Source organism: Lactobacillus mulieris (genome assembly GCF_007095465.1).
Classification (GTDB): Bacteria; Bacillota; Bacilli; order Lactobacillales; family Lactobacillaceae; genus Lactobacillus; species Lactobacillus mulieris.
On record NZ_SDGL01000004.1, the window covers coordinates 98,487 to 124,545 of the forward strand.

General features: G+C 32.3%; 25 protein-coding genes and 1 pseudogene. 20 read left to right on the forward strand and 6 right to left on the reverse strand.

All coding sequences use genetic code 11. The features are described 5' to 3' along the window. Position 1 precedes the first annotated feature (1 nt). Positions 2 to 292: a hypothetical protein gene (locus ETI37_RS02610; protein ID WP_006586254.1), complete on the reverse strand. Its 291-nt coding sequence runs from the start codon at positions 290 to 292 to the stop codon at positions 2 to 4. 58 nt (positions 293 to 350) lie between these two features. On the opposite strand from ETI37_RS02610, the gene ETI37_RS02615 reads away from it, so the two are divergent. Together ETI37_RS02615 and ETI37_RS02620 are read left to right on the forward strand one after the other, a co-directional pair. Continuing rightward, positions 351 to 935, forward strand: coding sequence for a guanylate kinase (locus tag ETI37_RS02615; RefSeq protein WP_006586255.1), 585 nt, complete (start codon positions 351 to 353; stop codon positions 933 to 935). Between the two features lie 463 nt (positions 936 to 1,398). Next, positions 1,399 to 2,112, forward strand: coding sequence for a C40 family peptidase (locus ETI37_RS02620; protein WP_373369256.1), 714 nt, complete (start codon positions 1,399 to 1,401; stop codon positions 2,110 to 2,112). A gap of 55 nt (positions 2,113 to 2,167) precedes the next feature. Here the strand turns inward: ETI37_RS02620 and ETI37_RS02625 are convergent, their stop codons facing one another. Further along, positions 2,168 to 3,394, reverse strand: coding sequence for a CAP domain-containing protein (locus ETI37_RS02625; protein ID WP_143458386.1), 1,227 nt, complete (start codon positions 3,392 to 3,394; stop codon positions 2,168 to 2,170). A gap of 121 nt (positions 3,395 to 3,515) precedes the next feature. Continuing rightward, complete coding sequence (gene hflX, locus ETI37_RS02630; RefSeq protein ID WP_006586258.1) at positions 3,516 to 4,787, reverse strand: GTPase HflX; 1,272 nt, start codon at positions 4,785 to 4,787, stop codon at positions 3,516 to 3,518. 172 nt (positions 4,788 to 4,959) lie between these two features. Here hflX and ETI37_RS02635 point away from each other — a divergent pair, with 172 nt between their 5' ends. The 3 genes from ETI37_RS02635 to ndk all read left to right on the forward strand — a co-directional run bounded on the left by ETI37_RS02635 (position 4,960) and on the right by ndk (position 8,051). After that, positions 4,960 to 5,709, forward strand: a complete 750-nt coding sequence (locus tag ETI37_RS02635; RefSeq protein WP_006587598.1) for an ABC transporter ATP-binding protein — start codon at positions 4,960 to 4,962, stop codon at positions 5,707 to 5,709. Between the two features lie 14 nt (positions 5,710 to 5,723). Further along, the gene (locus tag ETI37_RS02640) at positions 5,724 to 7,523 is read left to right on the forward strand and encodes an ABC transporter permease (RefSeq protein WP_022091393.1); all 1,800 of its coding nucleotides are present in this window, start codon (positions 5,724 to 5,726) and stop codon (positions 7,521 to 7,523) included. A 78-nt stretch (positions 7,524 to 7,601) separates the two neighbouring features. Continuing rightward, entirely contained in the window at positions 7,602 to 8,051 is a 450-nt protein-coding gene (gene ndk / locus ETI37_RS02645; protein WP_006587599.1) for a nucleoside-diphosphate kinase, read from the forward strand. Between the two features lie 40 nt (positions 8,052 to 8,091). Here ndk and ETI37_RS02650 read toward each other — a convergent pair whose 3' ends face one another. Together ETI37_RS02650 and ETI37_RS02655 are read right to left on the reverse strand one after the other, a co-directional pair. Further along, complete coding sequence (locus ETI37_RS02650; RefSeq protein WP_006586262.1) at positions 8,092 to 8,742, reverse strand: histidine phosphatase family protein; 651 nt, start codon at positions 8,740 to 8,742, stop codon at positions 8,092 to 8,094. Between the two features lie 15 nt (positions 8,743 to 8,757). Next, positions 8,758 to 9,432, reverse strand: a complete 675-nt coding sequence (locus ETI37_RS02655; protein ID WP_006587600.1) for a matrixin family metalloprotease — start codon at positions 9,430 to 9,432, stop codon at positions 8,758 to 8,760. 183 nt (positions 9,433 to 9,615) lie between these two features. Here ETI37_RS02655 and helD point away from each other — a divergent pair, with 183 nt between their 5' ends. The 6 genes from helD to efp all read left to right on the forward strand — a co-directional run bounded on the left by helD (position 9,616) and on the right by efp (position 16,214). After that, the gene (gene helD / locus ETI37_RS02660) at positions 9,616 to 11,910 is read left to right on the forward strand and encodes an RNA polymerase recycling motor HelD (RefSeq protein WP_006586264.1); all 2,295 of its coding nucleotides are present in this window, start codon (positions 9,616 to 9,618) and stop codon (positions 11,908 to 11,910) included. Between the two features lie 92 nt (positions 11,911 to 12,002). After that, complete coding sequence (locus tag ETI37_RS02665) at positions 12,003 to 12,617, forward strand: GTP pyrophosphokinase (protein WP_006586265.1); 615 nt, start codon at positions 12,003 to 12,005, stop codon at positions 12,615 to 12,617. Continuing rightward, on the forward strand, positions 12,614 to 13,285 hold the full coding sequence (locus tag ETI37_RS02670) for a response regulator transcription factor (RefSeq protein WP_006586266.1): 672 nt from the start codon (positions 12,614 to 12,616) through the stop codon (positions 13,283 to 13,285). The genes ETI37_RS02665 and ETI37_RS02670 overlap by 4 nt, the downstream gene beginning before the upstream one ends. A 6-nt stretch (positions 13,286 to 13,291) precedes the next feature. After that, positions 13,292 to 14,542, forward strand: a complete 1,251-nt coding sequence (locus tag ETI37_RS02675) for a sensor histidine kinase (RefSeq protein ID WP_006586267.1) — start codon at positions 13,292 to 13,294, stop codon at positions 14,540 to 14,542. 71 nt (positions 14,543 to 14,613) lie between these two features. Then, entirely contained in the window at positions 14,614 to 15,528 is a 915-nt protein-coding gene (gene coaA, locus ETI37_RS02680) for a type I pantothenate kinase (RefSeq protein ID WP_006586268.1), read from the forward strand. Positions 15,529 to 15,653: 125 nt separating this feature from the next. After that, on the forward strand, positions 15,654 to 16,214 hold the full coding sequence (efp, locus tag ETI37_RS02685; RefSeq protein ID WP_006586269.1) for an elongation factor P: 561 nt from the start codon (positions 15,654 to 15,656) through the stop codon (positions 16,212 to 16,214). A 58-nt stretch (positions 16,215 to 16,272) separates the two neighbouring features. On the opposite strand, the gene ETI37_RS02690 is transcribed toward efp, so the two are convergent. Continuing rightward, positions 16,273 to 17,184 carry a proline-specific peptidase family protein gene (locus ETI37_RS02690; RefSeq protein ID WP_006586270.1) on the reverse strand — a complete coding sequence of 304 codons (912 nt, stop codon included), beginning with the start codon at positions 17,182 to 17,184 and terminating at the stop codon, positions 16,273 to 16,275. A 152-nt stretch (positions 17,185 to 17,336) separates the two neighbouring features. On the opposite strand from ETI37_RS02690, the pseudogene ETI37_RS02695 reads away from it, so the two are divergent. The 9 genes and pseudogenes from ETI37_RS02695 (at position 17,337) to pepT (ending at position 26,048) form a co-directional block, all read left to right on the forward strand. Next, positions 17,337 to 18,916 (forward strand): annotated as a pseudogene (locus tag ETI37_RS02695) (ATP-binding cassette domain-containing protein). A gap of 301 nt (positions 18,917 to 19,217) precedes the next feature. After that, positions 19,218 to 19,538 (forward strand): hypothetical protein, encoded by a 321-nt coding sequence (locus ETI37_RS02700; RefSeq protein ID WP_006586272.1) that lies wholly within the window; start codon positions 19,218 to 19,220, stop codon positions 19,536 to 19,538. 193 nt (positions 19,539 to 19,731) lie between these two features. Further along, positions 19,732 to 20,484: a PAS domain-containing protein gene (locus tag ETI37_RS02705; protein WP_006586273.1), complete on the forward strand. Its 753-nt coding sequence runs from the start codon at positions 19,732 to 19,734 to the stop codon at positions 20,482 to 20,484. Positions 20,485 to 20,608: 124 nt separating this feature from the next. After that, on the forward strand, positions 20,609 to 21,520 hold the full coding sequence (locus ETI37_RS02710; protein ID WP_006586274.1) for an amidohydrolase family protein: 912 nt from the start codon (positions 20,609 to 20,611) through the stop codon (positions 21,518 to 21,520). Positions 21,521 to 21,575: 55 nt separating this feature from the next. Continuing rightward, positions 21,576 to 21,983, forward strand: a complete 408-nt coding sequence (locus ETI37_RS02715; RefSeq protein WP_006586275.1) for a MerR family transcriptional regulator — start codon at positions 21,576 to 21,578, stop codon at positions 21,981 to 21,983. A gap of 15 nt (positions 21,984 to 21,998) precedes the next feature. Beyond that, the gene (locus ETI37_RS02720) at positions 21,999 to 22,937 is read left to right on the forward strand and encodes an aldo/keto reductase (RefSeq protein WP_006586276.1); all 939 of its coding nucleotides are present in this window, start codon (positions 21,999 to 22,001) and stop codon (positions 22,935 to 22,937) included. A 21-nt stretch (positions 22,938 to 22,958) separates the two neighbouring features. Continuing rightward, positions 22,959 to 23,342: a DUF2255 family protein gene (locus tag ETI37_RS02725; RefSeq protein ID WP_006586277.1), complete on the forward strand. Its 384-nt coding sequence runs from the start codon at positions 22,959 to 22,961 to the stop codon at positions 23,340 to 23,342. A 119-nt stretch (positions 23,343 to 23,461) separates the two neighbouring features. Next, positions 23,462 to 24,691, forward strand: coding sequence for a DUF2075 domain-containing protein (locus ETI37_RS02730; protein ID WP_034530458.1), 1,230 nt, complete (start codon positions 23,462 to 23,464; stop codon positions 24,689 to 24,691). A 91-nt stretch (positions 24,692 to 24,782) separates the two neighbouring features. After that, the gene (gene pepT / locus ETI37_RS02735; RefSeq protein WP_006586279.1) at positions 24,783 to 26,048 is read left to right on the forward strand and encodes a peptidase T; all 1,266 of its coding nucleotides are present in this window, start codon (positions 24,783 to 24,785) and stop codon (positions 26,046 to 26,048) included. Positions 26,049 to 26,059 lie beyond the last annotated feature (11 nt).

Sequence of the window (26,059 nt, forward strand, 5' to 3'; positions counted from 1 at the left end):
TTTACTTTTTATTTGATGAATCATCATCAATTTTAGAAATCTTAACATCATTGCTTGAAGGTGTCTTTGCAGACTTTTTCGGTGATTTTACTGCTTTTAAATATTTAAAATTAATTACCATTTTATTATTTAAATCACTAACTGAAGCTGCATCTTTAGGATCAAAAGAAGTAATTGATAGCAATGCAGAATTTTCATAAATCTTTTCTACTTTACCTTGGAATGGACATTTCAATTCTTCTTGAGATCTTGCTTCAACAATTGCTCCGATTTTTACATCATTTTTTTTCATTTTCTCGCCTTTTCTCTCTTTTTATTTCAACGATAGTGAAATACTATTATATAAGTTAATGAATTTCAAGCGGGGAGAGTTATTTTTGAAAAAATTAATTATAATTGCAGGACCAAGTGGAGCAGGAAAAACCACAATATCTGACTATTTAGAAGAAAAATATCAAATTCCACGTGTTTTAACGCATACTACAAGAGCAATCAGGCCAGGTGAAAATAAAGAAGCTTATTATTTTGAAACTGAAGAAAGTTTTTCAAAGCTTCACTTATTTGAAAGCGTTAAATATGGCTCATATCAATATGGTTCAAGTAGAGAAGGCTTAGAAAAAGCATGGGAAACTAGTGATATTGTTTCAATAATTGTAGATACAGCTGGTGTGAAATCTTATGTTGAAAAGTTGCAACCAAATCAGTTTTATTTTATCTACTTAAAAGTTTCAAATTTAGATACTTTAGAAGAAAGACTTGTGGAGCGTGGTGATGAGCCAACTGAAATTCTAAAAAGAATTAATAGCCGCGAATTTAAGCGAGATCTCCAATTAAGTGAAGGCTTAAAAAAATATTCCCATATTTTGATTAATGATAATTTAGAAGAAACGCAAAGAAAAATCGATAAAATCATAACTAAGTTACGAAAAAATTAGATATTGTTACATACAAGCCTGCCTTTGTAATGTTTTTTAACACTAAAGATTTAATTTTGTAACACTCGTGTAACATTGCTCTTGTATTATAAATACTGAATTAATTGAGAAACAAAATATGTAGCTTTAAAAACTCGCTACCGAAGATTTTTGAGAGGAAATTATATTTATGAATTTTAAACGTAATTTAGCTAAGATTTCTGCTGCAACTGCATTTGCATTAGCTGGTGTTGCAACTGTAAACACTTTAAATGCGCCTACTTCTGTACACGCTGCAACTTTACCATATGCAGTAAAGATTAATTATGTTCCTGGTTATGGTATTGCTGTATGGAATAACTACAACAATCCAGAACTTATTGCTGGTAAGAAGTTAGCACATGGTACTGCTTGGAGAGTATTTGCACAAGCAACTGATTCAAATGGTGAATTGTGGTACAACTTAGGTGGTGCACAATGGATTATGGCTAAGTACACTGTTGATGCTAGTTCTTCAGATTCATCAACAAGCAAGGTATCACAGCCTCGTGTTTCAGTTGCCACTGTAAATTATGTTCCAGGCTATGGTATTGCTGTATGGAACAATTATAATAATCCAGAGCTTACTGGTAAAATTTTACCACATGGTTCAAGCTGGAGAGTTTTCGCAGAAGCAACTGATTCAAATGGTGAATTGTGGTACAACTTAGGTGGTGCACAATGGATTATGGCTAAGTATACTCTTGGTGGTTCATCAAATACTAGCTCAAGTTCAAACGTAAGTGCTTCATCAAATAATGGTTCAAGTTCATCAGCATCTAACACTACTCAAGCAACTACTTCATCAGCAGCTAAGGTTGTATCATTAGCTTCAGCACAACTTGGTAAAGCTTATGTTTGGGGTGGAAATGGTCCATCAGCATTTGATTGCTCTGGTTTAGTAAACTATGTATATTCACAAGTTGGCATTTCACTTGGCCGCACAACTTATGTTCAAGTAAATCACGGTACAACCGTTTCAATGAACAACTTACAACCAGGAGACTTATTGTTCTGGGGTTCAGCAAGTGCACCTTATCACGTAGGTATTTATGTTGGTAATGGGCAATACATTCACGCAGCTACTCCTAGTCAAGGTGTTATTAAGCAAAGTATTAGCCAATACTTCTACCCATCAGTTGCTAAGCGTGTATTATAATAAAATATAACGAAATTAAAAAAGGCATCTTTTTAGATGCCTTTTTTGTATAAAATTAATTATATTTTTTACCTACTGCCAGTCCCAATGTAATAGATAAGAATCCCATTAAAGCTAGAAGCCAAGACTTATTACCAGTTTGTGGCAATGTTTTTTGGCTAGCTATTGCATTAGAGCTTTTTATTAATTGTGATTTTACAGATGATTTAATGTTAGATTTATTTTCAAAAGTGCTTTTTTGAATTTGGAGAGGCTTCGTTTTTTGATTGGTAACTGTTTGAGGAAGTTTAGTCACAGGTACTCCATTACCTAGCTGACTAAATAATTTAAAACTATATGAATAAACATTGCCAACTTTAACTAGGTACTCATGTCCTAATACTAGTTCAACCCCAGTAGGCATATAATCAATAGTGGTTTTATAGCCATATGCCCAATTAAATCTTCCGAGATTTTTGACATTAGTAGCTGTATAAGTTTTTCCAGTATCTTTATCTGTGATAGTAATCACTGGTGTACCAACTACTTCTGTATTTCCTAAATAAATAGACCAAGGTGTGTTCTCGTGTTGCAACAATTCTATAGGATAAAGTTCTTTGCTCGGAAATGAAACATCAGCCCAAATATTGCTTTTTAGTAAATCATCAGCAAAAACCCCATTTTGGACTGTATATTTAATTTTATTAGTCCCAATAGCTGCACCAAAACCTATTCTGCTCGCACGAGCAGATAATAGTAAATCCCGATGTCCAGTTAGTGCAGTACCATCAATATTATTGTTATCTAAAAACGAGCTGTTAACATCTGTTTCAGGGTTTGATGAACCGTCATAATTATGGGTAAATGTAATATTTCCAAAACTAGCTAATTGTGCTTTATCCCAATCGCTGTCAGTCATTCCTTCTGGCTTTTGGGTATTTAAAATTCCATGAGCATCTTTAGAAACGGGGTAGTTAACTTTTGCCAAAGCCCAAGCTGCCAATTGTGCATCATTATTTGCAGAATCTGTTGTAGTTTCAGCATTTAATCCAGCTAGTTTCCGATAATAGTTAATATAATCTAAAGAAGTTTTTATATATTGAGAGTTTAGTTTGCCAGAATCAGTGTCTGTAGGCGTAGAATCATACATATTTTGATTTGAATAGGTTGATTTATCGATTGCTTGATATTGCTTCTGATAGTCGACTACTTGTTGGCTTTCTTCCTGACTAAAGTCAGCAGCATATACAGAATGATTATTAGTAGCCAGTGTTAACGTTAGTAGGGCAACGCTAGTTAGCATTGTTATTTTGTATACTTTTTCATAATGTGTCTCCTCAACTTTTCATATTCATTATACCTCTAATTGTTACAATAGTGTTACATTAATTACATTAAGATTACAAATTAAAAAAGCGAATGTGTCATTCGCTTTTTTGTTTGTATATGGAAAATTTGGAATAGTCTTTTGGAGATAGTTTTACTGTAATTAAAATCCCGGTATTGGTATATTCTTCCTTTTTAACATCACCATTTTCATGTAAATAGGATAGCAAGGCGCCAGCATTAAGTGGCAACTTAATATTTAAAGACTTGTAATTAGAAAAAACACGTTTAGTGATAAATTTTGCTAAAACCTTAATTGACTCACTATCTTTGGCACTATATAAAATATCATTTCCCTCAATTTCTGGAAATTTTTTAGTTGTTAAATCAGCTTTATTATATGCTGTTACAATTGGAACATTAGTAATTCCAATTTCATGAAGAACTTTTTGGGTAGTTTTAATCATTTGAAGCATGTTTGAATCGCTACTATCGACAACATTTACAATCAGATCTGCATCACTTGCTTCTTTTAATGTGGCTTTAAAAGACTCAATTAAATTATGTGGCAATTTAGAAATAAAGCCTACAGTATCAGAAATAATGAAATCGTTAGTTCCATCAAAATTAATTCTGCGTACGCTAGTGTCGAGTGTAGCAAAAAGCATGTTTTTTACGAATACCTCTTTACCAGTATCGCTGCCAAAAACTTTTAGCAATCCATTCATAGTGGTCGATTTACCAGCATTAGTATAACCAACAAGAGCGACTTGTGGTAGTTTAGAATTATTTCTTCTCTTTGATTTTATTTCTTCTTGTGTAGCTACATTTTGTAGCTCTTTTTTGATAGTAGTAATTTGTTTATCAATTGTTCGACGATTTAATTCTAATTTACTTTCTCCAGAACCACGATTAACACTTCCACCACCACGTTGTTGATCTAATGTGTTTTCACTAGGATGGAGGCGAGGAAGTTCATATTGAAGTCTAGCAAGTTGAACCTGCAATTTAGCTTGACGAGTTTTTGCACGATTTGCAAAAATTTCTAAAATCAATTCAGTTCGATCAATTACTTCTAATTTAGTTATTTTTTCGATATTTCTAATTTGCATTGGTGTTAATTCGTCATTTAAAACAACTGCAGTTGCATGCAAACCATGAGCTAAGTTTTTTATCTCATTAAGCTTACCCAATCCAAAATATGTACCACCGTATATTTGCTCAAGATTTTGTCTAACTTGTCCTACTACTAGCATATTATTAGCTTCAGATAAATTTACAAGCTCAGTCATGTAATAATCAAAATTAGGATCACTTAAGTTAACACCAGCAACAACTACTTTAGTTTTTTGAGGCTGATTATCAATCATTATAGATACCTTTCTTTCTTTGTGTTCATTTTTATTTTAAGGGGTATTCATAACTGGAAGCAAATTAATAGATTATTTGTGGTGAAAATGAAGTTGAAATGATTGACAATGTCGTTTTATTATTGTAGTGTAATATTTGAATAGAACAGTATTTCAAAAAGGAGGAAAGAATATGTCAAACTTAGTCAATGTAAAAGAAATTACAAAAACTTATGGAAAGAAAGGTCAAAAACAATTTACAGCTCTCAAAGGAATATCATTTGAAGCTAAAAAGGGTGATTTTATTGTTATTATGGGGGCTTCAGGTTCAGGAAAAACAACTTTACTAAATATATTATCAACATTAGATAAGCCAACTACAGGTCGAGTAGAAATTAATGGAAAAGACATTAGCAATTTGAATAAGAATGCTATGGCTGACTTTAGAGGAAAAGAGATTGGATTTATTTTCCAAGATTTTAATTTACTAGAGAATTTAAGTGTTCGCGAAAATATTGCATTGCCACTTTCATTGCAAAACTATCCCGTTAAAAAGATAAATCCGTTAGTTGAGAAAGTAGCCAATCGTTTAGAAATAGCTGATTTATTAGATAAGTATCCTGCTCAGCTATCTGGAGGACAAAAACAAAGAGTAGCAGCAAGTAGAGCATTAGTTCATGAACCGGCAATATTACTTGCTGATGAACCAACAGGAGCACTTGATTCAAAAAGTGCAAGAGAATTATTGACTACTATGGAAGAACTTAATGAACAAGGGGTAACTACTTTAATGGTTACTCATGATCCCTTCTCTGCCAGTTTTGGTAAAAGAATTATTTTTATCAAAGATGGAAAAATCGATTCGGAGTTAGCTAAGGGGAATAAGGAAAGAAAAGATTTTTATCAAGAATTAATTGATAAGTTAGGTACATTAGAAAATTAATGAGGAGAAAAAAGATGATTTGGAAATTATCATTAACGGGCATAAAGTCGCGCTTTAAAGATTATTTAGTTCTTTTTTCTGGATTAGTAATTTCAAGTACGATATTTTATATGTTTTTGTCACTTGCTTTGAATCCAGCTTTTTTAAGAAAAAATATGTCTTTCTCCATTAGTATTACTCAATATATTTTTATTTTTGGGGCTATTTTATTAGGAATTATTACAGTTGCCTATGTAAATTTTGCTAATAATTTCTTATTAAGTATGAGAAAGAAAGATTATGGTACCTATTTAATGTTAGGAGCTAAATCGAGAAAAATAGGTAATTTGATTTTTAGTGAAACGTTGATTACAGGTTTTTTATCAACGATTGTAGGTATTTTATTAGGAATATTGGTAAGTCATGTTGTAACTGATATGTTATTGAACTTGATTCAAATAAAAATCAGTTCATATTCATCTTTTGTATTTAATGCAGTTTTGTATACTGTATTGTTTTATATTGCTATTTTCTTTTTAGCAGCAATCTTTAATCGAATTAAGTTGACTAAAACGCCAGTTATTAAATTGCTGAAAGAAGAACAATCTCCAGTAACGATTACCAAAAAGAAATTCCTTAGAATTATTTTTGCAATTTTGGGGATTGGCTTACTTGCTACAGGATATTCTTTATTACTAAAAAAAGATATTGATTTAAAGATCATAGTCGCTTCATTCTTTACAATTACTTTTGGCTCTTATTTCTTCTTTAAAGCTAGTTTGGGAATGGCCATTGACTTTTTAAGATTGCGACATCAGATACTTTATAAAAAATTACATTCTTTTACTTTAGGACAATTAAAATTCAGAATAGAAGAATATACTCAAATTTTAGCGGCGATTTCAATCTTCTTTGCTCTTGCTTTAGGAGCAATTACTGTAGGGATGAGATTTGAGAGTTATAAGAATCAATATGCCTCAACCACTTATTACGATGCAGTTGTACAAAAAGAAACAGCGAAAACTACTCGGCTTTTAAAAGAAATTAAAGGCAAGACAACAGCAAGGTATAATTTCAAAGAAACTAACAAAGTGATTTATTTTAATCAATCTTCTTTTAAGAAAACACCTCTGGTAAATCTAGTTTTTGATGAAAAAGCAGTTTCTAGTCAGTCAGATGCTATTGAACATATGAAAACTGTGAAGTTAACCGCTAAAAAGAATGAAATAGCACAGATGACAGAATTGCTTCAAGAATTTCTTCAAACTGGTAAAAAAATCCAATTTGTTTCAAACAGTGAATACCAAAAATTAACTGGAAAAGTTAAGCAATTTCAATTGATAAGAACTAAAGACATGCGAGCAAACTATTCCAATTTAAAAGAATTAAATGAAGAGCAAACTGATAGTTCACAGGGCTTAGTTCCTTTGCGACCAGTGGCCTACCAAATGGTAATTGGTTTAGTATCCGGCTTTGAGTTTATGGGATTCTTTTTGGGAGTTGCTTTTTTGGCAATGCTTGCATCAACTTTAATGTTTAAAGTATTAACAGGAGCTAAAAAAGATCAGATAAGATATCAAATGCTTTCCAAATTAGGCTTTAGAGATAAGCAAATTAAAAGTGCTATTAATCAAGAAGTAGGGATTTTGTTCTTCTTGCCAGCGGTTTTGGGACTATGTCATGTTTTATTTGGTCTAAAACTCTTTGAGAGAATCGTTATTAAGCCATACCAAGATTTTTGGATTCCATTTACAATTTTCTTGCTTCTTTATTTAATTTATTACTTTGCAACTATTAAATTGTATCAGTCAATTGCTTTAAAAAAGGTTAAGTAATTAAAGAAAATCGCCAAAGTTCTCTTAGTTTGGTATCCTAATTTAATAGATAGGTATACTGTAAGAAGGAGTAAAATGATGATTCAAAATGAATATAGTTTGGTTCTTGTTAAACCAGACGGTGTTAAAGCAGGTCATGTTGGTGATATTATTACTAGAATTGAAAATCGTGGCTATAAAATTGAAGCACTAAAAGTGATTAATGCAACTGAAGATCAGCTCAATGAACATTATATTGATAGTGTTGGTAAGCCATATTTTCCCCACTTATTGAACTATATGACTTCTGGTCCCATGATTGGAATAATTGTTTCAGGAACCCATGTGATTGAAGTATTGCATAAAATGGCTGGGGCAACTAATCCATCTAGTGCAGAGATGGGCACTATTCGTGGTGATTTTGGTAGAGAATGGCCAGATGATAATATTCGCAATGTGATTCATACTTCCGATAGCCAAGAAAGTGCTGAACGTGAAGCTAAGGTTTGGTTCTCTGATTTTGATTTTTCTAAAATAGAAAACTATTAATTAAAAATAGGACTCTCCATTATTAGGAGAATCCTATTTTTTATAAAGTAAGTTGATTATAACTAGTGATTTTAGTATCAGTATCAGTTAATTCCATCATAGTAATAGATGAATTTCGTGGGCCTGTTTTGATATCAAACGTTCCTTTGCCATATTTCGCGACAAGAGATCTAATGGTAAAACCATGTGTAACTAGTAAAATATTTTCATACCCATCTAATTGGCGAATTAAATCTAAGCCTTGTTCTAATCGGCTCCAGTATTCTTGGGCGTTTTCTGCATCATGATATGGATCAGATTTTTTCATTAAATCTTTTATTTCATCGATTGAATAATTATCGAGTAAGTCTTGTAAGTTACGTAAACCTACCGGTCCCGCAATCATGCGCCAAGCCATGTCAGAGTCCATACCCTCGAAATAACCATAAAACTGTTCTCTAAAGAACTTACTTGTCAGATGCTGTAATTGATTATGATTTATATTTTCTTTCATAATCAATTCGCAAGTATCGCTTGCTCTTTTAGTATCACTAGACAAAGCTAGATCAAAAGGAATATTTTTAAGAACTTGGGCAACCTTTTTCGCCCCATCAATTCCTTCATTAGTTAATGGTGTATCACACCAACCTTGCATTTTATTATAGTGATTAATGTAAGTTCGACCATGGCGAATAATATAAACCTTTTTCATATTTACTCCTCATTTTTATGCTGCATTAATTGAACTAGATGAAGATTGATTATTTTCTCCATATAGTTGCTTTACATTACTTATATCTCTAGGTTGGATTGTGTAATAAGAACCCTCAGGATACATTACACTAACTTCTTTAGTATGACTTAATCCAATCGCATGTCCTAATTCATGTTCAGCCGTATTAACAATTCTTTGATTATCATAGCCGAACCACTGATTTAGCAAATAATATTCATTAAGTTTAACAACTGCCTTGAGTAAGTGATGAGAGACAGGATTGTAGGAAGTGTTTGTTAATCCAGCTGCGTTAGTTGAATCATCATTCATTGCCTTTATTATGATATTAGCATTCTTTTTAGAATTGACAATTTTAAAAGTAAAAGCTCCAGTACTATTCCAACTATTAATGGCATTAACGGCAGCATTGTATAAAATTTGATTATCTAAGTCGATATATACAGTAGCATTATTGCTTGACCAAGTATAGTTGTTAGTTGAATTATGATCGTCATTAGCACTTGATTTACTGTTTGGATATACTAACTGTGTAACTTTAGTTTGTAAAAAAGCTACTGAGTCTTTAGCTGCAGTTTGTATAGAAGTATCATTTTGATATAAGTGGACAGCAAAAGCGATTAATCCAACCCAAATACCCAACTTTAATAATTTATTGATAATTTTCATCTTATTTATTTCCTCATTAATACAATAATCCATTTTTGACTAAAAATATATCTAGAAGTTTTGAAAAAGCTGTGAATAAATTATCAAAGCTTGTTAAAGAAACTCTAAAATGCATCAGATTATAACTTAAAGATTAGATATGCTACAATAGTATGCAAGATTTTTAGAAAGGGTGGGAAAGTTTTGAATAATTTTGAGAATGAAAAAAGATATGAACAAGCCCACTTAGATGAAGTTTTAGGTCTAATTAAGAAAAAAGAAGCTAAATTAGCGGGATCGATTAAATCTGCTGAAAAAGAAGCGCGTAATTTGAATGCTCATTTTTTCGATGATTTAAAATTGGATTATGATGGCTATTCAACTTCGATGGATACGGCTTTATCCATTCACCAGCAACAACAAATGTTAGCTGAAAGACAAAATGCTTGGCAACATTCAAGTAAGCAATTGTCTACTCTTAAAAGATTAGAAAAAAAGCCATATTTTGCAAGAGTAGACTTTGAAGAAGTAGGTGAAAAGCCAGAAACTATTTATATCGGTTTAGGATCTTTTGCTGATCGTGATGATCACTTTTTAATTTATGATTGGCGTGCTCCAATTTCTTCAATTTATTATGATGGTAAGCTAGGTAAAGTTACTTATCATGCACCTAGTGGTGAACAAGAAGTTAATATGACCAAGAAACGTCAATTTATGATTGAAAATGGTCATATTGAAAATATGTTTGATACCAATGAATCAATTGGTGATCAAATGTTATTAGAAGTGTTGGGAGAAAAGTCTTCAACACAAATGAAATCAATCGTTACTACAATTCAAAAAGAACAAAATAAAATAATCCGTAATACTAGTGCGGACTTGCTTTTTGTTCAAGGAGCTGCTGGTAGTGGTAAAACTAGTGCAATTTTGCAAAGAATAGCGTATCTTCTATATCGTTATCGAGGAAATTTGACTAGTTCAAATGTAATTATGTTTAGTCCTAATCAGCTTTTTAATGACTATATTGAAAATGTTCTACCAGAAATGGGTGAACAAAATATGGTACAAATGACATACTGGCAATTTGCTAGTCGTCGTTTGCCAGGAATAGCTGTAGAAAACTTATTTGAACAATTTGAAAATTCAGAAAAAAATAATAAAATAAAGGACTTTAAAGATTCAATTTATTTCTTTAAACTTGTTACACGTTATGCACAGCTCTTAAAAGAGAAGGGAATGGTGTTCAAAGATCTTTATTTCCGAGATAAAGACAAACCATTTTTCAGCAAAGAAAAAATAAAGGATATATATTATTCATTCCCACCTAATTATAAATTGTCTAATAGAATTGATGCGACCCGCGAAAGCTTGGTTAATAGTTTGAACCATATGATTACTAGTGAAAGTAAAAAAGCTTGGGTTGCAGATATAATAGAAAATCTTAGTCAGGAACAACTGAATCAACTATATGATCGACCAGATCAAGAATTTGAATCAAGTGAAAAAGAAGAACGTTTTTTAGCTAGAAAAATAGTAATAAAGGAACTTCAAAAAGTTAATAAGAAAATTAATCATAATCAGTTTTTGAATATCCGCCGGCAATATATTAATTTTCTACGATTAGTGGGCAAAAGTGTAGACTTCACTAAATATGGATTTTCACAAGAAGAATGGGATAAGCATATATCAGAAGTTATAACTGGTTTTAAGAATAAGAAAATAAAAATGACGGATGTAAGTGCTTATTTATACTTATATGATTTGATTACAGGGCGAAGAACCAATTATGAAATGAGATATGCTTTTGTTGATGAAATTCAAGATTATACACCATTTCAAATTGCTTATTTACGGTTTAACTTCCCAAGAGCTAAATTTACAATGCTCGGTGATTTAAACCAAGCTATTTTTACTAAGGATTCTAGTCATGACCTATTAAATCAAATATCGACATTATTTGATCCTGAAAAAACAGAGGTTGTTCAACTGACCAAGTCGTATCGCTCAACTAAGCAGATTACTGAATTTACAAAAGAAATATTAGTTCAGGGAGAAAAAATTGAATCCTTTAATCGACAGGGTCCGAAACCAACATTCTATAAGAGAGCAGACTTTTTGGCAGAAATAGAAAGTTTGATGTCTGTGATTAAAGAAAATGATGCTCAAAAGTTGACAACAGCTATCATAACTAAAGATTTAGCAAGTAGTAAGGCTGTTTTTACCGCATTAAAAGAAAAGAGCGTAAAAACTACTTTAATTGCCTCAGCTAATCAACGATTAGTTCCAGGGACAATTGTAGTTCCATCATATCTTGCTAAAGGGCTTGAATTTGATGCTGTTGTTATGTGGGATGCAAGTGATAAAGTCTATCATAACTTTGATGAAAGTCAGTTAGTGTATACAATTGCTTCACGAGCTATGTATAAATTGGATATAATTTATTGTGAAAAGTTAAGTCCTCTTTTACAAGTTAAGAAAGATTTATATATTGATAAGTAATTATTAAGCCATCGTTTAGATGGCTTTTTCTTCACACTTTTTTCTTAAAGCTCTGCTAAAATGCAAAGTATAACAATAAGGAAGGTTATGCTATGAGTATTTATGGAAAATATCAAGCTTACTTGCCCCTTATTTTAGAGGATATGCGGCAAGAAATTACTGCGATGAATGAAGAATATCAAAAAAATCATGGACAAAAGTTATATGAACATTTTGAAGGTAGAGTTAAATCAGACAAAAGTATGATTGAAAAGTGCCAGCGCAAGCAACTACCATTGACACCAGAATCAGCTCTGATTAAAAATAGGGATTCAATCGGCGTTCGAATTGTGACTAACTTTGTTGACGATATATATACAGTAATTAAATTATTAGAATTGAAAAAAGATATCCACATAGTTAAGAAAAAAGATTACATAAAAAATGCTAAACCTAATGGATATCGTTCTTATCACTTAATTATCGAAAAAGAGGTTCCTTTTGAAGATATAAAGGGACAAAAACCAGGTCATTATTTTATTGAAATTCAATTAAGAACTATTGCGATGGATACATGGGCAAGTTTGGAACATGAAATGAAGTACAAACATAATATCAAAAATCCAGAAAGAATTAGCAAAGAGTTGAAAAGAGTAGCCGATGAGTTGGCAAGCTGTGATTTAAGTATGCAGACTATTCGGCAGTTAATTAAGGAAGATGAATCATGAGGATATTACTTGCAGAAGATGAAAAACAATTAAACCGAGTTCTAACAGTAGCGATGACAAGTCAAGGATATGATGTTGATAGTACATTTAATGGTCAAGAAGCAGTTGAAATGGCCCAAAGAAAAGCATATGATGTAATGATTTTTGACATTATGATGCCTATTAAGGATGGGCTAACTGCTGTTAAAGAAATTAGAGCAAGTGGGGATAAAACTTATATTATAATGCTGACAGCTAAAAGTGAAATAGATGATAAGGTTAGAGGACTAGATGATGGAGCTGATGATTATTTAACAAAACCTTTTTCATTAAAAGAATTATTAGCTCGCTTGCGTTCAAAAGAGCGGCGAGAAGATAGCTATACTACTAAAAAAGTTCAGTTGGCTAACTTATTTTTAGATGTGGAAAACCAGGAGGCTTCTAGTCGAAATTCGGTAAGATTATCAAATAAAGAAACAGAACTACTACAATATTTACTATTAAATAAAGAAAAAAAACTTTCTACACAGGCTATTTTTACACATGTGTGGAAAGATTCGGACGAAGATGAGGATATTGTGTGGATATATGTTTCATATTTACGTGAAAAATTAAAAGCCATTGGGGCTGATGTGGAAATATCTGGGGAAAAAGATGGGAGTTTTATGCTTCAAGTAAAGAAAGGATAAGGTCTGATGATTAAAAAATTTCGGCGTAAATTTATCGCAGTTGCAGTATTGTCGTTGGCAATTATCCTTTTCGCTTCATTTGGTGGGGTCGTTTTAGCGACTCAATACCGTACAGATAAGGAAATAACAAATGTTTTACAACTTTTAGCTAAAAACAATGGCCAGTTAAATCAAAAAGCTGCTCGAAAGACCTTGGGACCGGATTCTAATAAGGATTCTTTATTTAAGTATCGCTATTTTACTCTTAGTTTATCTAGTACAGGTAAGCTAAAATTAGTTGATAATACCCATATTTCTACGATTTCAGCTAGTGATATTACTAGCAATAGTTCTTTAATTAAAAGAACTATAAAAAATACTACTAGTGAAGGTAGTATTATGATTAATTCGAATCCATATCGTTTTATTTTAGTAAAAAGTAAAAGTTCTAATCAAACGATTGCAATATTTCTTGATACTACGCCAATAACCGCTAGTTATAAGCATTTATTTAGAGTAGCAATTTTTTTAGGAATTAGTGGTCTAATCTTTTTTACTTTAATTTTGTTTTTACTTTCTAATCAAGCAATTAAACCAATTGTGGAAGCATATGAGAAACAGCGACGCTTTATTACTAATGCGGGTCATGAATTAAAAACACCGCTTGCAATTATCTCCGCAAATACTGAAATGGAAGAAATGATAGGCAAAAGTGATGAATGGACTGAAAGTACTAAAGAACAAGTAGAGCGGTTAACGATGTTAATTAATCAATTAATCAGTTTAGCAAGAATGAGTGAAAAAGATGAATTAATTTTAGAACGAGTTAATTTTTCTGACTCTGTAAAAAGAGCTGCTAATAGTTTTAAAAGTCTGATTCAAAAAGATGGTAAGAATTATGATATAGAAATTGAACCTGATTTATTTGTAAATGGAGAAAAACAAAGTTTATATGAACTGGTTAATATTTTAATTGATAATGCTAACAAATATTGTGATGAAGCTGGTCGAGTAAGTGTTAACTTGAATAAAGGATCATTAGGAAGAAATGCTATTTTGCAAGTGAAAAATAGCTTTAAAGATGGTAAAAGTATAAATTATAATAAGTTTTTTGAGCGGTTTTATCGATCAGATGAATCTCATAATAGTCAAAAGGGAGGCTTTGGAATAGGTCTTTCCATGGCCCAAGACTTGGTAAGGGTTTTTGGTGGAAAAATAAATGCTAGCTATGATGGAAAAAATGTTGTTTTAACGGTTATTTTGAAATTAAGAAAGTAGGCAATTATCGCCTGCTTTTACTTTTTATGCTATTTTTATATTTGAAGTGCTTTAATTTGGAGTGGTGAATTATGAAGTCTTTTACACACTTTAGCAGAAAAGAATGGGCAAGTTTAAATCCTAATTTAAATATCAATGTAAGTCATGAAGAATTAGAAAAAATCAATTCACATGGTGACGTTTTAAGTATTAAAGATGTTCGACAAGTATATGAATCTTTAGTTGCTTATATAGGGGTAGTGTTTAAACAATCTAAAGAAAAAGAGAAGAAAAAAGCTGATTTTTTAAAGCGACCGATTTCTAAACGACCATTTATTATAGGAATTTCAGGTTCAGTTTCTGTTGGTAAATCAACTACCTCTCGTTTGTTGCGTCTGCTTTTACAAAGGACATATCCAGAGTTAAAGATTCAGAGAATGACTACAGATGGTTTTTTATATACAAATAATGAACTAAAGGCTAAAAATCTGATGAGTCGAAAAGGATTCCCAGAAAGTTATAATATGCAACGCTTGAATGACTTCTTAACAGATGTAGTAAGGGGAAAAGAAGATATTGTTTATCCTCTATATTCTCAAGGTATATCTGATATTGTACCGGACGAATTCGGTCATGTTCTAAGCCCAGATATTTTAATTATTGAAGGGATTAATACATTACAATTACCACCGAATGGAACAATTGTTAGTTCAGATTTTTATGATTTGTCAATTTATCTTGATGCAGATGAAGAGTTAATTGAGAGTTGGTTTTTGAGTCGCTTTAAAGAATTAATGGAACAAAATAAAGATAATCCTGATAATTATTACTATCATTGGGCCAACAGCGATCGTACTAAAGCGATAAATGCTGCTAAAGAAGTATGGCAATCTGTTAATCTGGTTAACTTAAGAGAATTTATTGCCCCAACGAAGGCAAGAGCAAATGTTGTTTTACATAAAACAAAAGGGCATCATATTGATTCAGTATATTTAAGATGCTACTAAATTTGGTATACTAGATGTATGAATTGGATTATTTATATGTTGATGAAAGTTCTGGCTTTGCCCCCGTCAATTAGTAATTGAAAAGTTAGTATAAAAATATTTGATTTAAAGAGGAGTTATTAATTATGGTAAATGCAATTGAACTAAAAAAAGGTATGATTTTTAGCCAAGACGGAAAGCTAATGAGAGTATTAAAGAGTAATCACCACAAACCTGGCAAGGGAAATACAGTTATGCAAATGGACTTGAGAGATGTTCGTGCCGGTTCAGTGATTCATAAGACAATGAGACCAAGTGAAAAAGTAGAATTAGTTGAAGTAGCTAAAAAAGGTGCACAATACCTTTATGCTGAAGGTGATAATTACATCTTTATGGATACTACAACTTATGAACAATATGAAATCACTAAAGACCAATTAGGTGATGATGCTCTTTACTTAATGCCAAATATTGAAGTACAACTTGAGTTTACTGATGATGGCGAATTGATAGGTATTGAGTTACCAGCTACTGTAACTATGAAAGTAGCAGAAACTCAACCCGAAATTAAGGGTGCTACCGCAGCAGGTGGTGGTAAGCCAGCTACTATGGAAACAGGTTTGGTTGTAACTGTACCAGATTTTATTAATGAAGGTGACGAATTAGTTATTAATACGCAAGAAGGTACTTACAAGTCACGTGCATAAAATCTTTATATATAAAAAGCTATTAGGAGAAATATTCTAATAGCTTTTTAAATGGTCTTTATTTGTTAAATGTGTCAGTTTCGACTTCTTGAATAAATTGCGCTAAATGACGATAGTATACATCAGGATTATCTACCATATGGTGGTGTCCTCCGTTTGGAGTAGTAACTAAGCGAGAATTTGGAATAAGCTTCTCCATTGTTCTAGCAGTTTCAATAGGCATAGTTTCATGTTCCCCAAAGGTTAATAAAGTAGGTACTTTAATGTTAGGAAGTTGATCTCTAAAGTGCCAATCTTTTAGCTTACCAGTGATGACAAATTCATTATCTCCTTGAAAAGCATTGTAAACTGCGCTTCCTCCTAAATCTTTTAAGTGGTATAACTTCGAAGGCTGTTTACGATCAACAAAGTTAATATTCAAGATTTGAACATCATCCTGGTATCGTTGATTATCAAAATTACCTTCAGCTTCACACTTATGCATGAAGTCAATTTCTTCTTTGGTTAATACTTCTTCGCGTCTGCGATTAACAGCTTCAACGTATTCATCAATTTCATCAACCATTGATGAAATAATAGCGCCTTTTAAGTGTTTACCATATTTAACTGCATATTCTTGAACTAATAATCCGCCCCAACTTTGGCCTATGAGATAAAAATTATCAATACCTAATTTTTGTCGAACTTCTTCAACTTCATCTAAGAAGTATTCGTAAGTAAGGTATTTTTTGGCAATATCAGGATTATTATAATCTGGTTGGTCAGAGTATAAAGAGCCTAATTGATCATACATGTGAACTTGGACATTTAAACCTTGCTTTTTTAATTGTTCAGCAGTATCTTCCCAATATTCATGATTCCCACCAGGTCCGCCATGTAGGGCCAGTAAATGAATATCACCGCTTCCTTGAGTGTTTGTCCATAAATGATAGCCATTATCCAGTGTAAGAATTTTAGTTCCTTGTTTCATGTGTGTCTCCTTACTAATACTTTTGATATTAATGAAATAATAACATTAATTTTAACTTTTTTTAGTATAAAATGCATTTTTGCGGATAGAATGCAGAATCTCTTAAAATTAGTTACAATGTAATGGACGTTAAAATATTTAAGGAGAAATAAATGAGTCTTAAATACGCACAAAAACGTAAAGTTTTTTTTTTATCTTTTTTGCAACGATTAAAGCCTGCAATATTTTATTTGTGGCCTACATGCTCAAATTAATGCTTAATGTTGCTTCATCTGGTAAAAAAGATATGATGCAATTAGTTGGGTTAGCTGGTATTACAGCAGTTGGTCAATTATTTTTTATGTGTAGCAATTTCTTGTATGAAGCAAATAAAATGGAAATTATCCGCCAGGTAAACCTCTATTTAAAAAAGAAAAATATTGCTTATTTAGTTGATCGAGGAGATAGTGACATTAAACAGGGTTTAAGTTTAATGACTAATGATTTAAAACAAATTGAAACTAATCGTGTCACTGCACAATTAGATATGATTTTTCAAAGTATAACTTTTGTTGGTGCTTTAAGTTTTGCATTTTATAATTCATGGGAAATGACTTTGATTTTTATTGTAGCCTCGTTAGCACCAGCAGTTGTGCAGATTTTTACTAGCAAAATTATTACGCAAAAGGCTAAAATTTGGACTAAAACCAATGCTGATTATACACAAAGTGTATCTGATAGCTTAAATGGTGCGAATGCTGCTAATTTGTATAATAGCAGGGATAATATCTTAGTTAGGGCAACTAAGTCAGCATCTAAAATGGAAGCTGCCTTAAAGTCAATGAATTTAACTCAAGCTTGGGCATTAGAACTCATTTATTCTGCTGCAGAACTCTTTTGTTTTATAGTTCCATGTACAATTGGTGGAATTTTAATGATGGAAGGTAAGTTAGCAGTTGGTACTTTAGTAATGTTAGTTGATTTAGCAATGAATTTTATTACGCCAGTAGTTACTATTTTTCAAGAATTTAATCAGGTTAAATCAACGGTACCTATGTGGGAAAAGAGCTTACGAGCTGTTAATTATCAGTTAGATGATGAAGTTGAAAAGCGTGATAATTTTACTGGATTAGAGGTTCAAAATTTAAGTTATCAAACTAGTTCAGATAAAAGAACAATTTTTTCAAATGTTGACTTAAAGGTTAATCCAGGTGAGAAAGTTCTTTTAATGGCCCCAAGTGGTTGGGGAAAAACAACCTTACTTAGATTAATGCTAGGTCAAAAGCAACCTCAAGAAGGTAAAGTATTAATAAATCAAAAAGATGTAACTGGTAATTGGGAGTCAGCACATAATTATTATTCCTATGTCAATCAAAAGCCTTTTTTATTTGATGATAGTTTGCGCTTTAATATTACCTTAGGAAGAACTTGTTCTGAAGCAGAATTATTAGCAGCTATTAAAGAAGCGGGCTTGAATGATTTGGTTGAAAGCAAGGGCTTAGACTTTTATGTTGGCGAAAATGGTAATAAACTTTCAGGTGGGCAAATCCAGAGAGTAGAAATAGCTAGAGCTCTGCTTTCAAGGCGTCCAATTATTTTGGCGGATGAGGCAACTAGTGCATTGGATCCAGTAATGTCAAAAGCAATACATGAAACCTTGCTAAAAAATCCACAAGTAGCAGTTATTGAAGTTGCCCATAAGATAAGCGATTATGAAAAAGAGATGTTTGATCAAATTGTTAAATTTAAATAGCATGACATTTTTGTCATGCTTTTTTCGTAAAAAATAAGCGTGAAAAATTGTTGAAGGTCAAAGAGGTGCATGTTAGAATGTCGATAAATTGAAAGGAACTTATGATTAATCGAAAGTTAGCTTTCAATTTTTGTAACAAAGTTCGTCGATTTTTTAAAGAGAGGGACATATATGAATATTTTAAATCTTAAGCTTGGTATTCCTTTGATAATTTGGGGAGCTAGTGTAATTCTTGGTTTTTTGCAATTAAAAAACTAGAAAGAATTACCTTAATCGCCTAAATAGTCTGGATACTTTCTTGATGGCAACAATTGTTGCCTTAATTTTTTTACTCCAATCCTTAATAGTTCCAGAAATTTTAGCATTCGTTTTTCGTGAATTTGCTCTATTCTTTGGCTTACTTAGTGTGGTATTGCTAATTATTGCGCTAGTTTTAAAAGCATATCAGACCTTTCAACTTGCTTCTTTAATTGATGTCGGCATGTTTACTGCATTTTGGGGAGTCGTAGTACTTTTTATATCACAAAATTACATTTCAGTTTTTACGATGATTGTTCCGATTTTTGCAGTAGTTGTCGGAATTGCTTTGATTATTTGTGGCAAAAAAGCGGAAAGTTATTAAACAATAGAAAACACTTGAAAAGCATCTTAGGATGCTTTTTTATTATTTAAAGGAATATATTTTGCACTTAAATAAAATTATATTTTATAAAGATAAAAGAAAAATATAAAATATATCAAATGAAATATTGAATTAGTATAGCGTTAAAGTTATGATAAAAGCGATTACATAACAAAGAGAGCGAGGAACTACAATGGCTGAACCAAAATGGCTAAAAGATATGAATCCTGATGATTATTTAAAAGAAGACTTTGATTGCAAAGGTAAAGGGAAATATACCGTTTCTGGTATTGAAAACGATGATCCAGAATGGCTTGATAAAGCAGCAAAGAAAGTTAATGCTGCTGAAGGCGATGACTACGTTAAACTTGATTGTGGTTTAATGACTGTTAACCAATTGAACTGGATGCTTAGAAATACTTTTGGTGAATTGACTTTTGTTGACGAAAATAACCAATTTTTGTGGTATAACCGTCCGACTGATCCTAATTACAAGATGAAGGCCAAGCGTGTTCCTGCTCAAGTTGGTGACACAATGGGACAAATTCACCCAGATGTACGTGATGTTATCCCTAACGCTAAAAAGGTTGTTCACGCACTTCGCACTAAAGAAGGCGGACATGATGATGTTTACATGCCAGTTCCAACTGGTAACTTGAAGGAATTAGTTTTACACTACTACAAGCGTGTTGAAGATGAAGAAGGTAACTATCGCGGAATTTACGAATGGGTACAAGACTTATATCCATTTGTTAAGTACTTCTGTGAAACCACTGGTCAAAAGTTGGTAGTTGACCCAGATGCTACAACTGGTGCAACTTACCGTCGCAATTCTGATCCAGATGCAAATACTGGAGCCTCAAGAAAGGCTGAAGCTGAAAAGATGGAAGAAAAGCCAAAGGTTGAAGAAAAACCTGATGCAAATACTGGAGCTTCAGAGCATTAATTAGTTTAGATAAGCGATCTCAATTCATTTTGAGGTTGCTTATTTTTTTGAAAAAAATCTTGACTTGGAGTTGACTCCAACCAATACAATTAGATAAAAAATTGGTTAAGGAGCTGATAAAGCAATGAAAATTGATGTCTTTTCACATTTTTTACCTCAGAAGTTCTATCAAAAAATGTTAGAAATAGAACCTAATTTAGCCGACACCTTTCCTTATGTAAATAATCCTATCTTATTTGATCCTGTCAAAAGACAAGAAAGTATTCCTGAAGGCGTCAAGCAAGTAATTAGTGCAGTAAATATTAATCCCGAAGACTTTGCTAGAGCAGATACGGCGGCAAAACTTTGTCAAATGGCTAATGAAGAATTAAATGAGTTAGTTATGAGTAACGAAAAATTTCTTGCTGCAGTTGCTATGTTACCAATGAATAACTTAAAAGTTGCAACTGAAATAATTCATCAAATAACAAGCAAGGAAAATAAATTAATTGGAGCTCAGATTTTTACAAGAGCTTTAGGAAAAAGTATCGCTGATGAAAGTTTTGAACCGATTTTTGCCCAAGCTGAAAAAGATAATGTGCCATTATTACTTCATCCAGTTTTCGATGAAAGAAAACCAGATAATAATTTGGTTTTCAGCTGGGAATATGAATTAGGTCAAGCAATGCTTCAATTAACAGAAAATGGGATTTTTGAAAAATATCCTAAATTAAAAATTATTGTTCATCATGCAGGTAGTATGGTTCCATTTTTTGCAGAGAGAATTAATCATATCTTACCTAAGAAGCAAGCTGATGATTTTAAGAAATTTTATGTAGATACTGCAATTTTAGGTAATCCAAGTGCCTTAAAACTAGCGTTAGATTACTATGGCAGTAACCATATCTTGTTTGGAACTGATGCACCATTTGGAATTCAGCCAGCAGGAGCTACAAATGAAATTATTTCTGCTTTAAAAGAAACGAATATCGAGTCAAAGCAGCTTGATAAAGTGTTCTATGAAAATTTCTACGAACTTTTTGAAAATAATATTTGACTTGAAGCTAACTCCAGGTAATAAGATATCTATTAACTAAAGCGGGAGGATAAAAATGGCTAACTTAACAATTACTGAAATTAGTAAAAAATATAATATTACCACTGATACGATTCGTTACTATGAACGAATTGGACTTTTACCTAACATACCGCGTAAAAGTAATGGCAATCGATATTTCACTGATGGAATGCAACATTTTTTAGAAATGGTTATTTGCTTGCGCCACTCAGGAGTGAGTGTTGATTCATTGGTAGAATATGTAGCTTTAATTCAAAAGGGAGATGCAACGCTTGATGCTAGAAAAGAACTTTTAGAAGAACAAAGGGATTTGTTGGAAGAAAAGAAACATAATTTACAGCGGTCAATTGATCGTTTGAATCATAAGATTTCACTTTATGAATCTGGTGAAATAACGGAAGATAAATCATATTTCAAAGAATATAAAATTAATGAAGACTAAGGAAGGATAAAGTTAATGAATAAAGAATCTAAGATTGTCCTTGGTGCATGGGCATGGGGCGATAATAATAGCTATTTTGGTAATAATTATGATCAGTCACATTTTCAGGAAGTATATGACCAAGCAGTTAAGTCGGGTTTAACTTTTTGGGACACTGCTTTTGCATATGGTGCTGGAAATTCTGAACGTATTTTAGGAAATTTGATGGAACATACGCCACGTGAGGAATTGACTATTTCTACAAAATTCACACCACAAATGGCTGATAATAGTGAAAATCCAGTTGAGCAAATGTTTGAAGGAAGTCTTAAGCGCTTGAAGACGGATTACATTGATTATTACTGGATTCATAATGACGCTGATGTTGAAAAATGGACACCAATGGTAATTAATTTAGTAAAAAGTGGAAAAGTTAAGCATATTGGTGTATCTAATCACACTTTAAGTGAGATTAAACGAGTTCAAAAAATTTTGGTCGAGGCAGGTTTAAAGCTTGATGCTGTACAAAATCACCTTAGCTTGCTTGATCGAACTTCTGAACAAGCAGGAATTCTTGATTACTGCCGTCAAAATAATATCGAATTTTTTGCGTACATGGTTTTAGAACAAGGTGCATTAACTGGTAGATACAATCAAGATAATCCATTCCCAGCAGGCAGTGTTAGAGCGCAAGTCTATAACAATAAGTTGCCTCAATTAACCGAATTACTTAATAATTTACAAGCAATTGGTGATAAACATGGAATTAGCATTGCTCAGACAGCGATGGCTTGGGCAATGGCTAAGGGTGCTCTTCCAATTATCGGAGTAACTAAGGTAAATCAAGTTAAAGATGCCAAAGCGGTTACTCAAGTTCAATTAACATCTTCAGAAATTAATCAATTAGAAGAGGTGGCTGATAAGGCAAACGTTAATACCATTGGTAGTTGGGAACAAGATATGCGAGAAGATTAGTAGAAAGGAAAGAATATAAATATGACCTGGACTAAAGAAGAATTAGCTAATTTTAATGAAAGTTCAACTTTACAAAATCATCCATTTGATAGCGATAAACACTGGACTGAAGATAATCCAGTTTGGTGTGTAGTTGCAGATAATCGTTTATTTATTCGCGGAGCAAAAGGAGATAAAGCAACTAAATGGGTTCTTAATGGAACCGCCAATGGAGGAGAAGTTGCTGTTGAAGGAAAGCTTTACCAAGTAAACTATAATCTTGTTACTGATAAAGAGACTATTAAATTAGTGACTGAAGCTTATGAGAAAAAGTATCATGGCCAATATCCAATTGATTTAATGGTATCTGAAATAGCTGAATCAGGAACAGTAGAATTAATAAAGGATATTAACAAAATGGAATGAATTCGTAGGTTTTGCTTAGCGAGTTAGTTTAAATGAAAAGTAGTTTCTTAAGTGAAACTGCTTTTTTAGTAGTAAAATAAAAACTATCCTGAGTTATTAGAAAAGAGTGTGTATTACCTATTTTAACTAATGATGCTACTGAAAAATTATCAGTCAATTTACCTTTAACTACTGAGCAAGAAAATCTCGTAAAAAGAATTATCTCTTTTACAAGAAAACATATTAATGGTGATAATCCAGCTATCTTTACTGTTTATGGAGATGCAGGTACTGGAAAAAGCGTGGTTTTAGCTCATTTATTTAATCAAATTCAATTAGCTGCTAGAAATGAGAAGAATTCTAATTTATATGGAACTAAAAATTATTTTCTAGTTAATCACCCCGAAATATTGAAAGTATATAAAGAGATTGCTGGGCAAGAAGCAGGATTATATAAGAAGGATTTTACTAGGCCAACTTCGCTCATCAATGAATTAGATAAAAAGCAGGCTCAAGTTGATATTGTAGTTATTGATGAAGCTCATTTACTTTTGTCGCACAGGGATGCCTATAATAATTTTACTTATGATAATCAATTAATTGAGATTATTAAAAGATCCAAGGTGGTAATCTTAGTTTTTGATCCATATCAAGTTATGAGAACTAAAACATACTGGTCGACTAAACGATTAGAGAAAATTACTCATCAGTATCCTCATGAAGATTATCATTTAACTCATCAATTTAGGATGAATGCTAGCTCGGAGTTAATTGATTGGTTTAATACTTTTACTGATGAGGCTAAGATTATGCCATTTCCTAAGAATGCTAGATTAGGATATGATTTTCGTGTGTTTGACGATGCAGAAAAAATGCGACAAGAAATCGTTAAAAGAAATCAAGAAGTTGGATTATCTAGAATTTTATCGACAACAGGGTATCCGTCTATTCTTGATGGTAAAAACCATTATATTGAAGAAGGTAAATTTAAAATGCCTTGGGATCAATATAATTACACTAGTAAGCCTTGGGCTGAAATACCAGAAACGATTAATGAAGTAGGGTCTTTTTATACTTGTCAAGGCTTTGATTTGAATTATACCGGTATCATCTTGAGCCCACCATTTAGCCAAATTCCTGGGACTAATAAGGTTCAAATTGATACTAGCAAATTTACTGATACTGAGGCTTTTAAGAAGCGGGCTGATTTGTTTGATCCGCAAGAATTAGAACAAGTTAAGCAACGACTTTTTATGAATCAGATTAATGTCCTGTTTAAAAGGGGAGTTTATGGGACTTATCTTTATGCTCATGATCCACTTTTAAGAAAGACTTTGTTTCAAGCTTATCGAGAAATAAGCCAGAGTTAGTAGCATAATACTAGACAAAGACGTCAAAATTTGGCGTCTTTTTTTATGTAGCAAAAGAGCCTAAAATCTATAAACAAGGGAGGCGACTAATTTGAATATTGATCAAAAATATATCCAAGATAAGTTTATTGAGTATTGTGAAGTAGATACCCGTTCTTATTTTGAAAGTGAAACTGTTCCCACTAGTGTTGGACAAGTTGAATTGTTACAGTTGTTAAAACAAGAATTGATAGAGCTGGGATTATCGCAAATTAGCTATTCCCCAAAAGATGCTTATTTATTAGGAAAAATTCCAGCAACTACATCTAAAAAAGTAACTGCAATTGGCTTTGTAGCACATGTGGATACAGCCGATTACAACAGTAAAAATATTAAAGTTCAAATTCATAAAAATTATGATGGGACAGATATTAGACTTGATAAGAGTCATGTCTTATCTTCTAAACAATTCTCAAGTTTGAAAAAAGTTATTGGTCATACTTTGCTTACTGCTTCAGGAGATACTTTACTTGGCGCAGATGATAAAACGGGAATCGCCGGGGCCTTGGGGATGGCTAAGTATTTACTTTCTCATCCTGAAATTGAGCATGGTGATATATGGCTAGCTTTTGGACCTGATGAAGAAATTGGAAAAGGGGCTGCGCGATTTGATGTTAAACGTTTTCCAGTTGAATTTGCTTATACACTTGATAATGGCGATATTGGTGATATTGCATATGAAACGTTTAATGCGGCGAGTGCAACAGTAACTTTTGCGGGGACTGTTGTTCATCCTGGAGAAGCATATGGGCTAATGGTAAATGCCGGTTTAATGGCAAATGAGTTTATCGCTGCTTTGCCTAAAGATTTTGTACCTGAGAAGAGTAAAGGATATGATGGATTTTATTTAGTTACTGATTTTTCTGGTAATGTCGATCAAGCTATGGTCAACTTAATAATTAGAAGCTTTGATACAAAGGATTTTTTAGCTAGAAAGCAATTTCTTAAAAACTTGGCTAATAAAATTGATGCTAAATATGGTAAAGGGCGAGTAAAAATTGAAATGAGAGATCAATATAAATCTCCCGGTGATTTAATTAAGCAAAATCCCTATGTTGTTAACTTAGTTCATCATGCTTATAAACAACTCAACATAACAGCTAAGCATATTCCATTTCGTGGAGGTACAGATGGTGACTTTATTAGTGAAAAAGGCATTCCTACGCCAAATTTATTTAACGGAGGCGCAAATTTTCATGGACCATATGAATATGTAACAATTGAAAATATGGCAAAATTAAGCGAGGTACTTGTTGAGATAAGTAAACTGCATGTTCATTTGAATGATTGCAGAGATGAAACACCTTTGAAGAGATGAGGATAGAAAAA